Annotated in this window: 16 protein-coding genes and 1 pseudogene; 4 read left to right on the top strand and 13 right to left on the bottom strand. The window is 65.7% G+C overall.

The window, feature by feature from the left end:
* Window positions 1–42: 42 nt before the first annotated feature.
* From AWC07_RS01705 to AWC07_RS27355, 3 genes and pseudogenes are all read right to left on the bottom strand, one after another.
* Window positions 43–1,567 (bottom strand): annotated as a pseudogene (locus tag AWC07_RS01705) (replication initiator).
* A complete protein-coding gene (locus AWC07_RS01700) occupies window positions 1,564–3,003 on the bottom strand; it encodes an FtsK/SpoIIIE domain-containing protein (protein WP_085104923.1) in 1,440 nt (479 codons plus the stop codon). The pseudogene AWC07_RS01705 and the gene AWC07_RS01700 overlap by 4 nt, the downstream one beginning before the upstream one ends.
* 91 nt (window positions 3,004–3,094) lie before the next feature.
* Window positions 3,095–3,439 carry an SCO3933 family regulatory protein gene (locus AWC07_RS27355; protein ID WP_036416502.1) on the bottom strand — a complete coding sequence of 115 codons (345 nt, stop codon included), beginning with the start codon at window positions 3,437–3,439 and terminating at the stop codon, window positions 3,095–3,097.
* Between the two features lie 272 nt (window positions 3,440–3,711).
* Here AWC07_RS27355 and AWC07_RS01690 point away from each other — a divergent pair, with 272 nt between their 5' ends.
* Together AWC07_RS01690 and AWC07_RS01685 are read left to right on the top strand one after the other, a co-directional pair.
* Window positions 3,712–4,491 carry a hypothetical protein gene (locus AWC07_RS01690; RefSeq protein ID WP_085104922.1) on the top strand — a complete coding sequence of 260 codons (780 nt, stop codon included), beginning with the start codon at window positions 3,712–3,714 and terminating at the stop codon, window positions 4,489–4,491.
* A gap of 15 nt (window positions 4,492–4,506) precedes the next feature.
* The gene (locus AWC07_RS01685; protein WP_036408524.1) at window positions 4,507–4,974 is read left to right on the top strand and encodes an NUDIX domain-containing protein; all 468 of its coding nucleotides are present in this window, start codon (window positions 4,507–4,509) and stop codon (window positions 4,972–4,974) included.
* Window positions 4,975–4,981: 7 nt separating this feature from the next.
* On the opposite strand, the gene AWC07_RS01680 is transcribed toward AWC07_RS01685, so the two are convergent.
* The 8 genes from AWC07_RS01680 to AWC07_RS01645 all read right to left on the bottom strand — a co-directional run bounded on the left by AWC07_RS01680 (window position 4,982) and on the right by AWC07_RS01645 (window position 12,443).
* Window positions 4,982–5,518: an HD domain-containing protein gene (locus tag AWC07_RS01680; protein WP_036408522.1), complete on the bottom strand. Its 537-nt coding sequence runs from the start codon at window positions 5,516–5,518 to the stop codon at window positions 4,982–4,984.
* Window positions 5,519–6,063: 545 nt separating this feature from the next.
* Window positions 6,064–6,837 (bottom strand): SDR family oxidoreductase, encoded by a 774-nt coding sequence (locus tag AWC07_RS01675; protein WP_036408519.1) that lies wholly within the window; start codon window positions 6,835–6,837, stop codon window positions 6,064–6,066.
* Window positions 6,838–6,845: 8 nt separating this feature from the next.
* Complete coding sequence (locus AWC07_RS01670; RefSeq protein ID WP_208622337.1) at window positions 6,846–7,439, bottom strand: SDR family NAD(P)-dependent oxidoreductase; 594 nt, start codon at window positions 7,437–7,439, stop codon at window positions 6,846–6,848.
* Window positions 7,340–7,651: an SDR family NAD(P)-dependent oxidoreductase gene (locus tag AWC07_RS29235; RefSeq protein ID WP_279628848.1), complete on the bottom strand. Its 312-nt coding sequence runs from the start codon at window positions 7,649–7,651 to the stop codon at window positions 7,340–7,342. Before AWC07_RS29235 ends, AWC07_RS01670 begins: the two co-directional genes overlap by 100 nt.
* Before the next feature lie 17 nt (window positions 7,652–7,668).
* Window positions 7,669–9,039, bottom strand: coding sequence for a WS/DGAT/MGAT family O-acyltransferase (locus AWC07_RS01665; RefSeq protein ID WP_036408516.1), 1,371 nt, complete (start codon window positions 9,037–9,039; stop codon window positions 7,669–7,671).
* A gap of 163 nt (window positions 9,040–9,202) precedes the next feature.
* Window positions 9,203–10,000, bottom strand: a complete 798-nt coding sequence (locus AWC07_RS01655) for an acetoacetate decarboxylase family protein (protein ID WP_036408541.1) — start codon at window positions 9,998–10,000, stop codon at window positions 9,203–9,205.
* Window positions 9,997–11,361: an acyl-CoA dehydrogenase family protein gene (locus AWC07_RS01650; RefSeq protein WP_051507746.1), complete on the bottom strand. Its 1,365-nt coding sequence runs from the start codon at window positions 11,359–11,361 to the stop codon at window positions 9,997–9,999. The genes AWC07_RS01655 and AWC07_RS01650 overlap by 4 nt, the downstream gene beginning before the upstream one ends.
* Complete coding sequence (locus AWC07_RS01645; protein ID WP_036408513.1) at window positions 11,358–12,443, bottom strand: acyl-CoA dehydrogenase family protein; 1,086 nt, start codon at window positions 12,441–12,443, stop codon at window positions 11,358–11,360. The genes AWC07_RS01650 and AWC07_RS01645 overlap by 4 nt, the downstream gene beginning before the upstream one ends.
* 110 nt (window positions 12,444–12,553) lie before the next feature.
* Here AWC07_RS01645 and AWC07_RS01640 point away from each other — a divergent pair, with 110 nt between their 5' ends.
* Complete coding sequence (locus AWC07_RS01640; protein WP_051507745.1) at window positions 12,554–13,804, top strand: PucR family transcriptional regulator; 1,251 nt, start codon at window positions 12,554–12,556, stop codon at window positions 13,802–13,804.
* Window positions 13,805–13,884: 80 nt separating this feature from the next.
* Complete coding sequence (locus tag AWC07_RS01635; RefSeq protein WP_244187416.1) at window positions 13,885–15,387, top strand: aldehyde dehydrogenase family protein; 1,503 nt, start codon at window positions 13,885–13,887, stop codon at window positions 15,385–15,387.
* A 331-nt stretch (window positions 15,388–15,718) separates the two neighbouring features.
* On the opposite strand, the gene AWC07_RS01630 is transcribed toward AWC07_RS01635, so the two are convergent.
* Entirely contained in the window at window positions 15,719–16,570 is an 852-nt protein-coding gene (locus AWC07_RS01630) for a nucleotidyl transferase AbiEii/AbiGii toxin family protein (RefSeq protein WP_208622335.1), read from the bottom strand.
* On the bottom strand, window positions 16,567–17,124 hold the full coding sequence (locus tag AWC07_RS01625; RefSeq protein WP_036408527.1) for a type IV toxin-antitoxin system AbiEi family antitoxin domain-containing protein: 558 nt from the start codon (window positions 17,122–17,124) through the stop codon (window positions 16,567–16,569). Before AWC07_RS01625 ends, AWC07_RS01630 begins: the two co-directional genes overlap by 4 nt.
* Window positions 17,125–17,607 lie beyond the last annotated feature (483 nt).

Raw genomic sequence — 17,607 nt, 5'->3', positions numbered from 1 at the left:
ACACGCCCCTCCGACATGCTCGGCGCATCGGTTCGGGGCTCGTCACTCATCGCGTCCCCCTGGCGGATCCCAATGCCCGTCGCGGGTGTGGCGGCGCGCCTCGACCAGTCCGGCGCGGCGAGTCTCGATGTGCTGGAGGGCGGCGGTGTAGACGAGGGTGCGGTCGCCAGCGGTGGCGTGTCCTGCGCGGTCGAAATCCCAGCACACTTGGTCGCTCTGCTCGGTTAGTTCGAGTGGCGAGTCTTTGGCGGCTTGTTGTCGAGTCCAGGTGGCGCGGATGGCACGGAGTGCACCCATGGTGACCGAGTAGCGGCGGGACTTCGTGGTGATGTGTCCCCGGTAGCCCAGCGTGTGTAGCCAGCGCCCGATCCCCGCCAGGGCATCGTTACCGTGGGGTTGGCCTGCGAGGTCGGCGATGGTCGTCAGGATCGCCCGGACGTGGTCAGTGACGTTCAGGTCCGCGATGGCTTCAGCGGATAGCCGGCGGGCAGCCACACCGAAGTCTTGCAGGGATTTGGTGACATATTTGGCCAGATATCCGGCGACCCGGCGCGGCGATGTCCCCACATCTGAGTCTGATTCTGTTGAGAGGGAGTGGTTTTGGGACCTCAGAGGTTGAGTGTCGATCTGCGTGCCGAATCGGACCATTTGTCGGTGGCCGGCGGGGTCCTGGATGTCGAGGGTGACGGTGCGGGCAGCCTGCTGGATGAGGATGGCGAGCTCGGTGGCAGATATCGGCGACTCCCAGTCGGGGCTGGTTGCCGAACGGTGACCCCCACCACCACAAGTGGCGGCGGGGCCGTGACTGTTATGGTCACGTGAGCCGTCGGTGGCGGTACTGGCGTGGTTTTCGGGGGGATCGGACGGATGAGGCGTGAATGTGGGGTATGGCTCGGGCCTGCATTTCCACGACCTTGACGAAGCTGACTTTCACCGAGCCCGCCTGACTTCCCTGGCTTTTCAGGTGTTTGGTCAGGTCGCGGCGCAGGGCGATGGTGAAGCGTCGCCACAGTTCCGGCAGGTGCCAGGTGAACAGGACGTGCCCAAGGTAGTCGTAGCACTCGGCGCAGAGCGGCTGTCCCACTCGGACATCGGTTTGTTCGTGGATAGTGCTGCACCACAGGGGTTTTCCATGTTGGCACCGCTTGTGACCACCTGCCGTTTTGTGGTCCCGGCACTTGCTGCCCGAACCGCTATGTACCGCACCGTAGCTGGGCGCGGTGAGCGTCGTGAACACTTGTGGCCGGGTGGCTACCGCTGTGGTGATGTTGTGGCGACCTCCGGTGGTGCCGGCAGCGACGAGTTGCCAGGTGTCGCGGGCGTACAGGTCTGAACACGAGGGGCACACGGTGGCGCGGCGATTGTTGCACCGCACCCACACGACTCTTTCGCGGCCGACCTCATCGGTACCGGTGAGCTGGATCGGGTTGGCGCAGAACCCGACTGAGCCGGCGCGCCGCCACCAGATGTCGAATCCCGCCGAGCACGCGCGACGCATCATTTCGCTGATCACGCGGTGGTGGTCGACGCCGTCAGGAACACCTGGCAATAGGGCTGGAGCGGTCATGGTGTGGCCTCGTCTGCGCCGTCGCTGACATCGCGCTTGGATTGCGTGCTCTGCCCCCGGGGCAGGGCGAAGCGCACGGTGAGGTCGGCGATGTCGGCGTCGGTGACGTTGAACGCTCGGGCGCGCTGCGGTTCGGCCGTTCCGTCGACCATCATGTAGCCCACACCAGGAGTGGTGTCGGGGATGAGGTCGCATTCGGCGCCCGCATCGCGTGCGCCCTGACCGAGCACCATCGCGGTCTGGCTGGCTTCGGTCAGTCGTAGCCCGATGCGCACGGTAAACAGCTGGCGGACAGGCAGCGTGTCTTTGGACGGGTCCTGGATCGCGGCGATCAAGCTGATGCCGACTGCCCGGCCCTGGGACAGCAGCAGGCCGAGGAGATGTTCGATCTCGGTGCGCGTCTTGCGGTCGGTGACGTAGGCGGTCAGCGCCGCCATTTCGTCGACGATCACGACAACCAGCGGCTCTGAGGGGGTCGGCGTGTGCAGACGGGTGTGCCCGCGCAGCCGATTGGCCCGGGCGTGCATGACCTCAACCAGCCTTCGCAGTAGTTCGAGGGTGTGGTCGGCGGCGTCGTGAGAGAACGCACTGAACAGCGGTGCCCCCGCGCCGAGCTCCATGCCCCCTTTCGGGTCGATGACGCAAAGTCGTACTTGCCCGGTCCTGACGGCCGGTGCGAGGCCGGCGATCAGAGACCACAGCACCGACCCCTTGCCTGCACCGGTGGCTCCTGCGATGAGGAGGTGATGGCCGAGCACGGGCACCCGCCACCATCGGTAGGTATCGGTGATCCCCACCGTCACGGCCGCCAGGTTCGCATTGGTGCCGACCGCCCGCCGTGGCAGCGGAATAGTTTGGGCCAGAACGTCGTAGCGCGTGATCGTGATCCGCAGCTCGCCGGGAGCGGTGGCGCGGATAGTCAGCCGATCTGCCCGCCACGTCGCGGCAAGCTCGTGGACCCGTTTCTGCCAATCGTTGACCGACTGACCTGTGACCACGCGCAGGTCGACGGTGTCGGTGTGCTTGCCGATACAGATCGCACGCAGGCGCGGGGTGAGCGTACGATCGCGCTCGCGGTCCCGTGTTGTAAGCCCGTTGAGGGCGCAGACCGACTCCCAGTTGCGGGTGTAGCGCCACCACATCAGGAACCGTCGTCGGACAGGTTGAACAATCCAGGTTGCGAAGGACTTTGCGTCGAGCGCAGCCCAGGTGCCGTAACCGGCGGCGAACGCGACCGCGGTGAGTGTTCCAACGTAGAAGCCGTAACACATTGTGTTTAACAGACTTACGAGAGCAGGGATGCTGAGGGCGGGGAAGGCGATTGCCAACGATAGAATGCAGCCGATCGCCTTAATGCACAAGAACATTGCGGCGAACCAGGCTTCGTTGGATCGTTGTATTTCTTTGTCGCGCTGAGACTTCGATGGTTGAGACATTGACAATTCCTTTCTCATGAGCGTTCGGCTCGGTAGGGCTGCCCACCCGCAGTTCAGCGCAGGTGGGCAGCCCGTCGAGTTCGGTCGTGAGTTAGGGGCGGGCGGCAGCGCCGGGGGCCTTGGCAGACGTCATGTCAGCCGTCTGCGTGATCGCTTCGGCGCGGTAGGCGATGCCCGAGCGGCCGTCCTGTGACCACGGCAATGCGACCAAACCCGTGACCGTGACGGCACGCCCAGCGGAAACCTGCGGCTCGCCGGCCACGGTCACCGAAATCACGTCACCGCCCGATTCGTCGAGGGCCATGACCTGGACGAGCCACAGGGGTACCCCCGTTGCTTTGTCTACTCGGGGCCTTCCGGTGTCAAAGTTCAGCCGCTGCTCTGGCGCACGCGTGCACGTGAACGACACTCCAGTTGTTTCTATTCGCAACTTCATTCGCTTCGTCCTTCCTCATCCTGATCGCGCCCGAACGAGCGCTTGCCTCAGTTCAGAGGGACAGATCGGACATCGCTACGGCCATTGATGGACACCTTGGACGTCGCCGCGACATTTCGGACACGAAGGCGCGGCCAGCGGGACACATCGTGGACATCGCGGTCTGTTAGGACGGAGCTCCAGGGCCAAACTAGGCTTTCCCGGGTCACGGTGGCACGGCCAAGGAAGGAGACGGCAAGGATCATGACAGCGATGCGCGCCGTGATCGGCCGATGATTCCGAACGAAGTGCTCAGGGACCGGATACGCGGAAAGAGTTTGTCCGATCGACGATTCGCCGACGTAGCCGGTGTGTCGCTCAAAACCGTCCAGCGCTGGCTCGCGGACATCGATCATAAAGTTCGCGAAGACAACGCGCGTCGCGCCGCCGATGCACTTGGCTGCACTCCGCACGACCTCTGGCCGCTGCAATACGCTCGATCGTCTACGAACTTCGCGTCAGCCGACGGGACCAGGCCGTTCACGCCGACGGTGTACCCCACTCGTACACAGATGCCGATCAGCGTTTGGCAGCAGCATTTCGCCCATCCGCAGCATTCCGTCGACGTCCTCGTGCTTGCCGCCACATTCTTGTTCGACACCATGGACGGCTTCGTCGACGCACTTGTCGAAGCGGTGGGGCGTGGTGTCGGCGTGCGATTGCTCGTTGGCGACCCTGACGGTCCTGGCTTGTTCCTTCGAGGCGAAGAAGAGGACATCGGTGAAGCCGTCGTCGCCAGGTGCCGCACCACCGTCGAGTTGCTCGCTTCGCAAGCGTCGACACCCGGGCTGGAGATCCGGACTCACCGAACGACTCTCTATTCGTCGATCTTCCGAGTTGATGACCGCATCATCGTTAACTTTCACATCTATGGCTCGCCGGGTCGCAGCAATCCGGTCATGGTGTTCGGACGGTCTGATGAGCCTCGGCTCTGGGCCACATTCGAGCAGGCATTCGATCGAGTCTGGGACAACGCCAAACCGCTGACTGATCGAGGTCATGCGTTCCCATAGAAGGGCTTGTTTTTCATGCGTACCGACTACTACAACGACCCCGACGCTCCCAGGCCCAACAGCGTCGTCCCGTCGGCATCGGCAATCGTCACCGATGAACTCGGCCGCATTCTGCTGATTAGACGGCGAGACAACGAGCTGTGGGCACTACCTGGCGGCGGCCACGACATCGGCGAGACCATTGAACAGACGGCCATACGCGAGGTTAAGGAAGAAACCGGCCTCGACGTCGAGATCGTGGCACTCAGCGGTATCTACACTGACCCTGCCCACGTCGTCGCGTTCTCCGACGGTGAAGTACGCCAACAGTTTTCGCTGTGCTTTACCACGCGGCAAACAGGTGGAACGTTGGCGATTGACCACGAGAGCACCGACATCGCATGGACCAGTCCCGACGACATCGCGACGCTCAATATGCACCCATCAATGAGGCTGCGGATCAGCCACTACCTCGAAGCCCGGATGAGTCCCTACCTCGGATGACCGGTCATCACAGCCAGGCGCGGACCCGATTAACAGCCGCCAGGAGCTCCACGCGGTTACTGTCGACCGCCCGATGGACTGGGTCATCCGGACCGTACCGCTGCAGCACCTCGTGCAGCCGATCACCAGGCGTCACCGCCGCCCCGTCAGGACCGGTCGTCAAATCGCAGAAAGTCAACGCATCCAGCAATTGTTGCGGTGGAGCGGAGAACGCGGATAAGCCGTTGATCCCGCGTTCGCGCGCTTCGGCCGGCGCACCCGAATGGAAGGCGACCAGGGAGACCACCAGCTCGTCGAAGCCTTCCCGGCGCGCGAACGCGGCGCCGTCGACCGGATGAAAGCCCGTCGACCGCACCGACGGCGCATAACCGACGTCGTGCAGCCAAGCTGCCGCCACCAGGCAATCTGCACTGGCTACGTCGAAATGTCCGCGAAGCCCGTCGGCAGCCGCTACGACTCCACGCACATGTGTGAGTCGGCCCGGCAGAGCCACAAGGCATGATTCCGCGGCAACCCGTGCCCGAGTCACCTGCAGCGAACTCATACTGTCCAGCCTAACGATCCTGGCCTTCATCGAGATGTTCGACGAAAGTGTGCGTCCACTCGATGAGATCTTCGACGACGTTCTGGCTGGTCGCCGCTCAGACATCAGGCTTTGGTGGCGGGCGAAACTCCCGTCGACACCGAGACTGACAGCCAGCCGACACGAACATAAGCCGTGTGGATATGAGCGTCTGGAACGTCGTACAACTCGTCCACACGGAGTGCAGCGTGTGGGGAGAAGTGTCCTCTTGATGTGAGGGGTCGGTTGAATGGGAGGTTGTTTCCGTCTTTCATGCGGACGCCTGCCGTACACCCGCAGCTCCGCCCTGACCGAGGTGCTACGTCGCCAGCCGCCAAGCTCTCAGCTTCGTGGTGGCGGCTCCCGTCCGCTCAGCCGCTCCCGTCCGCCGCCACCAAAGCCTGATGCCTGAGTGTCGACCACGCAGAATTCGGCGTGATCTGCGGTGTGAGAACTTTCTTTACTGGTATCAAGCCCGGCCACTACGCGATGCGGCCGCCAGCATTGGGCGCAGCCCCGCGTGCGATTCAGTGGCCAGTGGCGCGGCGGTTGATCTCCCGCAAGACCCAGGAGGGTACGAAGCTGGAGATCGTCATGAACGCCTCGGCCTGCCAGCCGATCGCGTAGTGCGGTCCGTGTGGCAATCGGGGCCGGCTCTGCGCGGTCTTCAGGATCGAGTCGGCGACGCCGTCGGCGGTGAGTGAGACTCCGAGGGCGCGGGTGCTGCCGGTGTCCACGCCCTGCACCATCCCGGTATCGACGAAGAGCGGCCAGACGGCGCATACCCGGATGTCGTCGTCGGCCCACTCCAGTTCGAGTGCCTCGGTGAGCCCGCGGATCGCGAATTTTGAGGCCGAGTATGCGGCCAGTTCGGCCTGGCCGTAGATGGCCGACGCGGAACACAGGTTGATGACCTGGGCTTTGGGGGTCGAGCGCAGGTACGGGTAGGCGGCGTGGCAGCCCGCCATCGTGCCGCCGACGTTGACGTCGATGATGCTGCGCTGGGCCGCCAGCGGAGTTTCGGCGAACGGTCCCGAGGTGAGGATGCCTGCATTGTTGATCAGCACGTCCAGCTGGCCGCCGGTGATCTCGGCCAGCTCGCCCAGCCGCGTGGTCCAGGCGTCGGCATCCTGGATGTCCAGCGTGTCGACGACGGCCTCGGGTCGCAGCTGCGCCCGGAGCTCGTCGAGCGCGGCCTTATTGCGGCCGTAGGCAGCGACGCGGTAGCCCGCGCGGTCGAAACGCAGGGCCGTCGCGCGGCCGATTCCGGCGGTCGCTCCGGTAATGACGACTGTTTTCATGGCGACAATTACCTCTCGAAATCGGAGCCGACGATGGACTGGTTTCCACTGCGCTGTCGCCGTTCGCCGAGCATTCGCATCAAGGTCAGGGCGCGCAGGCCGGAAGCGGGAACGAGGCCAGTGCTACGCGCAATCACTCCCCGCCAGCGCGGAACGACGCGGAAGATCTGCCGACTGTCCATCAGTTCCATGGCCGCAGCCGCCACCTCGTCGACAGACATCGGCTTGGGCCCGGAGAACAGCAGCGCAGCATCGGGATGGTGTGCATGCGAGGCGACCATCGCGGTGGAGACCACGTCGGGGCACACCGCACGGGCGCGGATCGGCAGCCGCACATGGCTGAGCTCTCCCTGCAGCGAGCCGGTGTAGGACACCACAGCCGCCTTCGTTGCGGCGTACACCGCCAACCGCGGCACGGGTGTCAGCGCCGATATCGAGGCGACATTGAGAATCACGCCGCCGCCGACACTCATGGCGTTCACCGCCGCCGCGCAGCCGGCCATCATTCCACGCACATTGACGTCGAGTGTCTGGGCGACGACCTCAGCCGGCTGCTCCCAGCTGTTACCCGCATGCAGGACCCCGGCATTGTTGACCCACACCGCCAGCCGACCTCGCTCCAGCGCAGCGCGGCCACCGCGTCGTGGCTCACGGCATCCCGTACGTCCTGAGCGACGCCCCAGGCGCTTGGCCCGACAGCGTGGGCGGCGTGTTCGACGGCGTCACCATCCAAGTCCGTCAGCAGCACGCGGTGTCCGCGGGCCGCCAGGGACTTGGCGATCGCCAGGCCGATCCCACGCGCCGCGCCTGTCACGACGGCCGTCGTCGCGGTCACCGACGTGCCTTATCGGCGTCGTACAGCTCGTCGAGCGCCTCGCCGAGAAACACCGCGCTGCGCTGCAGGTGGGGCAACGCATCCCGACTGCCGATCACGCCGATGTTCAACTGACCGTCGTAGCTGATGCAGGTGACGTTCAAACCGAGGCCCTGAAATGCCAGCGACACCGGGTACAGCGCCTCCAACCGCGCGCCGTTCAGATAGAGCGTTTCGGCCGGCCCCGGAACATTAGAAATCGTCACGTTCATCGGTGGCTTAGGTGTGCGGGTGGCCTGCCCGCTCATGAGCGCCGCCAGCGGCAGAGCCATGGTCAGCAGCGTGAACGTCGGGCGCACGGGGCCGGCAATCTCGCGCAGGTGCTCCTTGGCCGCGCCCATCGAGCGGCGTATCGCCTCCAGCCGCTCGCGGGGGTCCGCAACATCGGTCCCCAGGCTCGACCAGAGGAAGCCGACCGCGTTGCCGCCCTCCTGACCCTCCTCCCGGAGGTTGACCGGCACACCGGCAATCAACGGTTGTTCGGGAAGCGCGTCGCGTTCAATGAGATACCGCCGCAGAGCTGCCCCGCACACCGCGAGGAAGACGTCGTTCACCGACGCCTGCTGGCGCTTGGCCACTTCACGGATCCGCCCCATGTCCAGCTGCTGGGTGGCAACCCGGCGGGCATTGGTGACCCGGCCGTTGAGGATCGACCGCGGCGCTTGGAACGGCAGCCGGACCCGCTCGCGCTCGCCGTACCGACGTGTCAGACCGAGCATCCCGCGGCCCAGCTCGATCGGCGCGCGCCACGGCGAAAGGCCTGGCCGCGCACCCTTTTCACGTGCGCGGCGGACCTTCTCGGTGGCAGGTTGTTGCCAGGGTGCGCGCCACGGCCCGTCGGGTGTCCTGGCCAGCTGGTCGCAGGTCAACCGGACACCGTTGACACCGTCGGTCAGGCCATGATGAATCTTCACGTAGACCGCGAACCGCCGGTCCTCCAGGCCCTCGATGACATGGCAGGTCCATAGCGGCCGGGTGCGATCGAGGACAGTGCTGTGCAGGTGCGAGATCAGCTCCCCCAGTTCGCGTTCGCCGCCCGGCGCAGGTAGTGCGGTATGTCGGACGTGGTACTCCATGTCGACCTGCTCGACGACATCCCAAGCCGGAGCGACCGCCGACAACAATCCGCCGGCGAGCACGAGATTGAACGGCTTGCGCAACGGCATCGGTTCGCGAAAACCGGCTACCACCCCCGCGATGAAATCAGGGCCTGCGTCGTCGGGCAGCGAGTAGACCTGCAGGGCGGCGACGTGCATCGGAGTATCCGAAGTCTCGAGTCGCAAGAACGTCGAGTCGAGCAAGGGCACGCGGGATCGGGTGTCACTCATGTCAGGCCTTGTGCGTCGCCGGCGGGGCAATGCGCGGTGTGTTCTTCCGCAACGTCGGCTTGTCGATCTTGCCGACCGCGTTCGTAATGGGCGGGACCATGTGCCAACGAGCCGAATCCCGCCGGTCGGAGGTCACCAGCCCGGTGTTGCGCAGTGTGCCGGTTCAGAGTGCTATGCCGTTGTTGAGGCGCGACTGGAACCGGTTCGTCGACGCGACCGCCAACGGCACCGCGCCGTCCAGGCCGATGTCGCGGAGGTTGTTGGCCATCCGGTGATGCGAGCCTCCGACCTTCATCTTGATTCCGCCGGGCAGGTGGGCGCGCATCCCGTTGCGTAGGTCGACATGGGTGCGGATCATCGCCCCGTGGTTGTGCGAGTAGAGCACCAAGGGGGACGGCGGGATCGGGATGGTGGGAATCGCGCGGCCGCTGAATTCCATGATGGTCGAACCGTCGTCGGGATCCTCCACCCCACACGAGAACCGGCCGCCCCCAAGCGAAAACTGGATCGGCGCAACGAACTTCGGGTATCCCCAGATCTCGGAACCCGCCGCGCGCGCCGCCTCGGTGGTGACGGGCAGATCGATGACGTAGGCCCCCTGGTCGCGGCGGTCGGGCGGGCGGAGCAGCTCGAGCCATCGCGTCGGAAGTGGGCCGGACCGGTGTCCCTCCGGGTAGACCGCGATCCCGATCCCGACCTCGTTGTAGGGACCGATCGAGGTCAGCCGGTACTCGTACATCGCGCACAGCACGACGGGCCGATTGCCGACGTGCAATGCCGGCACCAGGCCCGTGCCCTCGAGCTTGGCGGCCACACCAGCGGGATCGGCGGCGAATACCGCAATGACGTGGGAGTTGTCGTAGTAGAGGATCGGCAGCTCCACGTCCCCCGCCGACGTGCTCACTGTCGTTCTCGGGACAGCGAAGAACGCGTCGGATGCGAGCTCGGATGTTTCGTTCACGGTGTGCACTTCGAAAGCACCTCCTCTTGCATGTCTTCGATCACCGCTAGCCGGTTGATCTGGTTGGTTCCCTCGAAGATGATTGGCAAACGCGCATCTCGCCATGCCTTTTCGACCTTGTTGGGGTGCAGCAGGCTATGGTTGCCCAGCAGGTCCATCGCCATGTTGCACACCTCGAGCGCACGATCGGTGCAGTGCAGCTTGGTCATTGACGCCGCTCCCTGTCGTGGGATGAAAACCCTGGCCTGCTCCCACACCATCGACCGGATCGCACTCGTCTCGGCGACCATCTGGGCCAGCATCAGCTCAATCTCCTGGTAGTTGACCAGCGCCTTGCCGCCCAAGGTCGTCCTGCCCGCGAATTCGAGCGCCGCTTCCAGAGCCCCGCGTGCGAATCCGACGCTCATAGAAGCCACCGGGATACGTGAGAAGTTCAGTGAGGCGCGGTTGAGCGCCCAGCCGTTGCGCAGGCCGCCGACGATGTTGCTGTCGGGGACGAACACGTCGGTGAGTTCCACCTCGGCAGTGCCCGACGCGCGCATCCCGAGCTTCAGTTCCTTGCGGATCGTCCGATAGCCGGGCACCGGCGGGTTGATCACGAACAGCGTCCACGACTCCATGCCCTCGCCCTCAAGCGCGGCGAACACCGAGATCGTCTTGGACAGATCGCCGGCGCCGATGAACCGCTTGCGGCCGCTCAGCGACCAGCCGCCGGGCACCCGCTTGGCGACCATCCCGGGTGTGTAGACGCTCGCGCCGTGTCCTTCTTCGACGTCGGAGCCTGCGGTCGGCTCGGTGATGAGGAACGAGAAGGGATGGGGCACACCGGCTTTCATCTCGCGATAGGCGGGTATCAGGAAGCGGCGATAGGCGTTCGCGTCGCCTGAGATCAGGATCGGCGACTGGCCCAGTGCGGGAACCATCAGATTGAGCATCAGGCCACCGCACGCCCGCGCGAACTCCTCGACCTTCACCGCGATAGACAGCACGGGATAGCGGTCACCGCGAACCGACGCGGTCCCCAGCGGCGGCGGGAAGGCCAAGTCGCTCTGGAAACCTTCCTTGGATGCCTTGACGAACACGTCGCGCATCAGCGGATGCATCTCGCCGCACGGCGGCTGCGGCGTGACGTCCAATTCGAGCGCGATCGGGGCGATGACCCGGTCGGCGAATTCACGGGCCCGCCTACGCAGGGCGGCATGCGCGCTGGGCAGCCTCGCGGTGTCCTGATCCCACAACGACTGCGGGGTGTTGGGCAGCACCGCCCGGCTGACTGCACTGAGGCTCTTGAACGCCGTTCGTGTGGAGAACGGGCTGGAGGCGGGGACGAACCCGTCCAGGGCGCGGCCGTTGGTCGTCATTGCGCACGCTCCCATTCGGCGACGAACAGCGACAGTTCGGTTGGGGTCCCGCCCAGGACCCGCAGGGTGTTCGCGTCGCGGGCGATCTTCTTGGGGCCGAAGTCCTGCATGTACCCCCGCCCGCCGAGGACCTGGATCGAGTTGTTCGCGGCGATGCAGCACGCCGGGTGAAACGCCGAGCGCACCGCGCAAAGGTCCGCCAATGCCTCGGCATTCGGCTCCAGTGAGGCGAAGTACGCCAGGTGCTGGGTGCCGGCGCGGGCAGTTGCGGAGATCTGCGCCAGCATCTGCTGCACGGCCGGGTAACCGTCGATCTTTGCTCCGCCCTGAATGCGTCGGCTGGCCCACTCGCGGGCGATCTTCAGGCCGTGATCGACGACGCCGGCGGCGATGGCCATCATGCCGAGGCCGTCAAGGTACAGCGCCTCGGCGTACAGCGCGGTATCGGCGGCCCCGTCGGCTGCGGCCACCGGACCCTGCACGGTGGTCGTCGTTTCGAGCTCATCGAAGCCGTGGCTGTTGGGCTGTAGGCGCACGTGGCAATCGGCCCGCGAAACCTCGCTCCAGACGATCTCCCTGCCGTGAAGCCTCACTGCCAACACCGATTCCCACGGTGTCGAGACGACCACGCGTGGATGCGCCGGGTCGAGCCAGTCGGCCAGCAGCACGACGTCCTGGTCGCGCAGTTCGCGATCGGCCAGCAGGCGCGGAAGCGCGTCGCGGCCGAGGCCGTAGTGCCCCTGCAGCGAGACGGCGGCCGGGGTGTCTGCGCCAAGCCCGAGGCGAGCCCGCAGACGGGCCGCCAGCGCGAGTCGGTGCACGCCGAATGCCACACCGCCGTTGACTCCCGCGATCAGCCGCAGCACTTCGGCAGCGGAGCCAGGGGGAGCGCCCACGGCTCCCCAAAGCCCTGCGCCGCCAGTCGAAGCCGGTAGGAGGGCGGAATCGGCCGCCTTCACCAGCAGGCCTTCGAGTTCGGGAAGGGGAAGGATCGCCTCGGGACGATCGACGAGCGGAGCCAGATCGTCGCGGGCGAACGTTGTGGCGCTTGCGAGCGCGGCGGGATGGCCGACGACCTCCATAGCATCGATCACACTACGCCGGGCCCACCCCCGTCATTGGTCCGTCGGAATGAATTTGTTGCCCGTCGGTCGTGACACCGGCCTAAAGCGGCCATGCCTATGATCGGCCGGTGCCTGGAAACCGGGTTGGCCCGACACCCGAGATCGCCTCGATCGCGAAGGATCTGAGCGGTCGCATCGTCGAAGTCGGCGACGAATTGCTCGAACTGGTGCTCGCAACGGTTCCGCACCTTCGTGGCGACCACGCGGTCGAGGCACTGCTCAGCGCGAGCCTGCGCGAAAACGTGGCTATCGGGCTGGACGTGATCGCCAACGCAATCGACGCTGGAAGCGCGGAAATACCCACGGCCGCAGCGGAATATGCGCGGCGCCTGGCTCAGCGCGGGGTGCCGATCGAGGCGTTGCTGCGGGCCTACCGGATCGGCCATTTCCGATTCCTGGAGTTGTGGCAGGAGGAACTGGCGTCTCGCAAACTGGACGCGTCTACGATGCTCGGCATCCTGCGCGCGGTGACCGAAGCCTCGTTCCGCTACGTCGACTTGATGTCGGAGAATGTCCTTGCGGTGTACCAGGGGGAGCGCGACCGCTGGCTGCAGAACACCTCGTCGCGTCGGGCCTCGCTCATCCGGTCGTTGCTCGCCGGCGACGATCGCTCGGGCGTGGCCTTGGGGTGGGAACTCGACACGGTGCATGTTGGCTTGGTGGCCTGGATCGACGAATCGGCGGCGGGGCCCGAGGCGCCGATGCTGCTCGATCGGGCGGCGGCCGCGTTGGCCACGTTGTCGACGCGGCCCCCGCTGACCGTGGTTGCCGACGAATCCACATTCTGGGCTTGGTTTTCCACACGTGGGGGAGCGCCGATTGCCGCGGAGGCGCTGGCGATCATCCTCGGCGACGCGGCCAGCGGCGTTCGCGCTGCCATTGGTTCTCCGGCGGCGGGCCCGGAGGGGTTCCGGGTGACCCACGAGCAGGCGTTGCGTGCCCAGGCGGTGGCCATCGCGTCGGGGTCGACCGGGCCGATCGTGACGACGTTCCGCGAGACCGGCCTTACCTCCTTCCTCAACGCCGACGTTGCGGCGGCCAGATTCTGGGTCGAGGACGTGCTCGGCCGGCTTGCCACCGACGACGACGCGTCGGCAAGGCTTCGCGAGACGTCGCGGATGTTCCTCGAGACGAACGGCAGCTTCACCGAGACCGCAGCAAGGCTGCATTTGCACAAGAACACGGTGTTGTACCGAGTCCGCAAAGCCGAGGAGCTTCGCGGTCGCGCGCTGGCCGAGGACCGGATCGGTGTCGAGGTCGCTTTGCTCGCGTGCGCTTGGCTCGGGACGGCCGTGCTTGCGCCGGCCAACGGCGATTAGGCCCGCAGCACGACATCCCCAGTCAACTTCGGGCCGGGGGTCCGATGACATTGCGACCGGCTCCCGGTGTAATCGACGCCATGATCGTGGTCGAGAATCCGGCGACAGGCCGCGAGATCGGGCAAGTGCCGAACATGGACGCCGACGACGTCGCCGCAGCCGCTGCGCGCGGTCGCGCGGTGCAGCCCACATGGAATGCACTCGGATTCGATGGCCGCGCGAGGGTGCTTCGGCGCGCCCAGAAGTGGCTGGTGGACAACCAGGACCGGGTGATCGAGACCATCTGCGCGGAGACCGGCAAGACCTACGAGGACGCCCTGATCGCCGAGCTGCTCTACGGACAGGCGGCGTTCGGGTTTTGGGCGAAGATGGCCCCGGTCTACTTGGCCGAGGAGCGGGTCAAATCCTCGGCGGTGCTCGTCAAGGGCAAGCGGCTGGTCGTGCGCTACCGGCCGCTGGGCCTGGTTGGCGTGATCGGTCCCTGGAATTACCCGCTGACGAACTCGTTCGGGGACTGCATCCCGGCGCTGGCGGCGGGCAACAGTGTTCTGCTGAAGCCGGCGACCGCGACACCGTTGACGTCAATCCTGTTGCGGCAGGGCCTCATCGAGAGCGGGATGCCCGAAGACGTGATGCAGGTGGTCACCGGTCGCGGCGGGGCGGTCGGCGACGCGCTGGTGGACGCCGTCGACATGGTCATGTTCACCGGCTCGACGGAGGTCGGACAGCACGTCATGAAGCGGGCGGCCGACACGGTGACGCCGGTGTCGCTGGAACTCGGCGGCAAGGACCCGTTGATCGTCCTCGAGGACGCCGACCTCGAACGCGCCGCGCAACACTCGGTGTACTACTCCATGTTCAACTGCGGGCAGACCTGCATCTCGGTTGAGCGCGTCTACGCCGTGGCGGCCATCTACGACGAGTTCGTCGCCAAAGTGGTCGAGAAGGCGCGTCGGGTTCGCCAGGGCGTGCCGAGCGGCCCCGGCAGCGTCGACGTGGGATCGATGACGACGCCTGGTCAGGTCAAGCTCGTCGAGCGCCACGTCCAGGACGCGATCGCCAAGGGTGCCCGGGTCGTGGTCGGCGGTTCGCGCGGCGACCATGGCTCCGGGCTCTGGTTTCAGCCCACGGTGCTCGTCGACGTCGACCACACGATGGACTGCATGCGCGAGGAGACCTTCGGCCCGACCTTGCCGATCATGAAGGTCGCCGACGTGGAGGAGGCAATCCGGCTCGCCAACGACTCGCCGTTCGGGCTGACCGCCGCCGTATTCGGCCGCGACCGCAAGCGCGCCGAAGCCGTTGCTCGACGCTTGGAGGCCGGGGCCGTGTGCGTCAACGACGCCCTCGTCAACTACACCGCGCTCGAGCTACCGATGGGCGGGGCGAAGACGTCGGGGATCGGGTATCGGCACGGCCCGGGCGGGATCCGCAAGTTCTGCCAGCAGCAGGCGCTTCTGATCTCACGCTTCCATCTGTCCCGCGATTTTCACACCTATCCGTATCGCCCGTCGCGGACGCGGCTGTTGGCGCGCCTGCCGAGGATCCTTTACGGACGACGTCGCGGCGGCCGCGATCAATAAGTCTTACAACGACGGCGCGGACCGTACTGGCCGGCTTCGCTCTGTGGAGCCGCAGGATGTAATCGAGGTGGGACGACTCTGGTGCTCAACAAGGTCATGGCAACCGCACACACCGCGATCGAAAGGAGATACCCCGCGGTCAGACTGTCTACGGAGTGCGTGTGGCCAAGCTGCCCCCCAGGCCGCCAGCGATGACCTCTAGGGCCATGTGCCCCGAATCGATCCAATCGCGTTTCACCCGGTTAGCGCTCGCGAGCCTGAGCAGGCATCGAAGCGTTTTAGACACGTCCCTCGCGGCGTCTAATCCGCGGCCGGACTGATATTGCCCTGCCTAAGCGGGACCGTGGACGAATACGGGATCGAGGTAGGAGACGACCAGAATGATCTGGTCGTCAAGGTTCTCCTCGCATACGGATTCGAGGTGTTCCTTGCGGCGCCATGCGGCCCATCTCACTTGTGCGACTGCGCCGTAACCGGCCAGGTGCGGTGCGACGGGTTCGAGGGTGACGCCGCGGTGGCGCGCGACGGCCTGTGCAGATCGGAGAAGTTCATCGGGGTCAATGCCGTAGCGGGCAATCTGGACGATGTCGACGTAGTCACGCCAGCGGGTGCTGGTAATGCCGCGTTCGAGGATGGTGACGCCCTTCTCGGCGATGGTGGTCTCGGGAGCGTAACCGAGGAGCGTGATCGGCTCGCCAAGGATCCGGTCGATGGTTACCTGCCGCGGTGGCGGCACTATCGGGTCTCCGGTGGATACGTCCCAAACTACGACGCCTTCCCACTGTCCGATCGACGCGGCGACCCGCACGCGCAGTCCTGGGTAGTCGGCCTGCTCGCGAATCTCCTGCACGCTGATCGTGTCGATGTAGAACACCACCCCGTCATCGACATCGATCGCGGCGATGTTGCGTACCACATCGGCGAGATGTTCGGCGGTGACGTCGGCACGGATGGCGTTGGCATCGGTGTCCTTGGTCGGTCGTCGTACCCCGTAGGCGGACAGCAGAATTCCGCCTTTGAGGACGAAGTCGCCAGCATGCGAGGTGTGGGTGAGCCGATCCAGGAACGATTCGAGGGTGTGCCGTACCAGGTACTCCTGCGTAGGTGCGCCGGTGCCGCTATTCGCCGCTGCGGAACGGGCGGCGGCCTGGAGTCGTCGGAATACCGCGTCGCCGGAACTCACCCCAGCATCTCCAATGCCTGCAGGACCGGGGACTTCGCCCGCGGTAGCCGAGAGGCGATATCGATCAGCCAGGCCGGTTTGCCACCTCGCCGCAGCCACTCCCGCAGCGCGTCGCGGGCTAGTTCGTATCCGACGTCGCCGCGGAGCCGGAACGCGTCGACGATCGACCGCTCAGGTGAGTAGATCCCGATCGTCTGAGCCGATCCCCGGATCGTGATCTGCTCCCGTCCCATCTCGAATGTGGCCCGATCGAACTGATGCCACGCGATCGCACCAGTGCTCGCCGGTGTCCTAGACCCCCTGGGGATCGCGACGTCCAGTGCGGCGGGGATCGCGTCGGTAAGGTCGTGATAGGCGAGCGCGGAGGTAAGGCAGATCGTGGCGTCGGGGCGCCGGGTCGCGGCCTCGACCTGATCCCAGTCAGCGGCCGTTGCCTCAGCAGGCAGGTAGATGCCGCGGGCGACGCGGTCCAACCGGCCTGCGCGCGCGCCGCGGTAGAGCGCGCTGCGCGACAGGCCGGCCTGCCCCGCGGTGCTCGGCGTCAGGGCTTCCACCAAGACCACCTTCCCTCTGGATAATGGAACGGAACGTACACAGGTAATCGTACCTGTAGACGTTTTGCATCCGCGCGGAGCGAGGCCGGCGAAGGTGGCGGCCCCAACCTATCGACCTCATCTACCAGAACTTCGGCCTTCCTTCGTTCCTTGGCCCAAGGGAGGAACGCAGGGCGATAGCGAATGCGGAGCAGGCCTACCCAAATTGGACGTTCACGAGGAGCCCATGACACCACCCGCGCGGCCGAGTGATGCTGTCCAGCCGATACCGCAGTCGATACCGCAGCACTTCCAGACCCATCCAGCTCCGTGTCGATGACACCCCGGCCAACGCGACAAGGCCTATCGACGGAGCTAGAAGCAGGTACATCCCGAACGCACCAATGCTAGCCGACGCAGCAAACGCCTAGGAACGCGCTGAATAACCTGTCCATTGTTGGTCGTGTCTGACGGCTGTGCGCGGTGTGGCGTGTGATGATGTTG

Origin of the sequence: Mycobacterium gastri (assembly GCF_002102175.1) — a bacterium.
GTDB classification, from domain to species: Bacteria; Actinomycetota; Actinomycetes; order Mycobacteriales; family Mycobacteriaceae; genus Mycobacterium; species Mycobacterium gastri.
Note: the sequence above shows the minus strand (reverse complement) of the source record. Positions and strands in the feature narration are given on the sequence as shown.

What these genes read in the sequence shown, in the direction of transcription:
- AWC07_RS01665 (WP_036408516.1), bottom strand. Translation starts at nt 9,039, where the DNA reads ATGAGTGACACCCGATCCCGCGTGCCCTTGCTCGACTCGACGTTCTTG.
- AWC07_RS27355 (WP_036416502.1), bottom strand. Translation starts at nt 3,439, where the DNA reads ATGAAGTTGCGAATAGAAACAACTGGAGTGTCGTTCACGTGCACGCGT.
- AWC07_RS01645 (WP_036408513.1), bottom strand. Translation starts at nt 12,443, where the DNA reads ATGGAGGTCGTCGGCCATCCCGCCGCGCTCGCAAGCGCCACAACGTTC.
- AWC07_RS01690 (WP_085104922.1), top strand. Translation starts at nt 3,712, where the DNA reads ATGATTCCGAACGAAGTGCTCAGGGACCGGATACGCGGAAAGAGTTTG.
- AWC07_RS01650 (WP_051507746.1), bottom strand. Translation starts at nt 11,361, where the DNA reads ATGACGACCAACGGCCGCGCCCTGGACGGGTTCGTCCCCGCCTCCAGC.
- AWC07_RS01685 (WP_036408524.1), top strand. Translation starts at nt 4,507, where the DNA reads ATGCGTACCGACTACTACAACGACCCCGACGCTCCCAGGCCCAACAGC.
- AWC07_RS01675 (WP_036408519.1), bottom strand. Translation starts at nt 6,837, where the DNA reads ATGAAAACAGTCGTCATTACCGGAGCGACCGCCGGAATCGGCCGCGCG.
- AWC07_RS01700 (WP_085104923.1), bottom strand. Translation starts at nt 3,003, where the DNA reads ATGTCTCAACCATCGAAGTCTCAGCGCGACAAAGAAATACAACGATCC.
- AWC07_RS01680 (WP_036408522.1), bottom strand. Translation starts at nt 5,518, where the DNA reads ATGAGTTCGCTGCAGGTGACTCGGGCACGGGTTGCCGCGGAATCATGC.
- AWC07_RS01635 (WP_244187416.1), top strand. Translation starts at nt 13,885, where the DNA reads ATGATCGTGGTCGAGAATCCGGCGACAGGCCGCGAGATCGGGCAAGTG.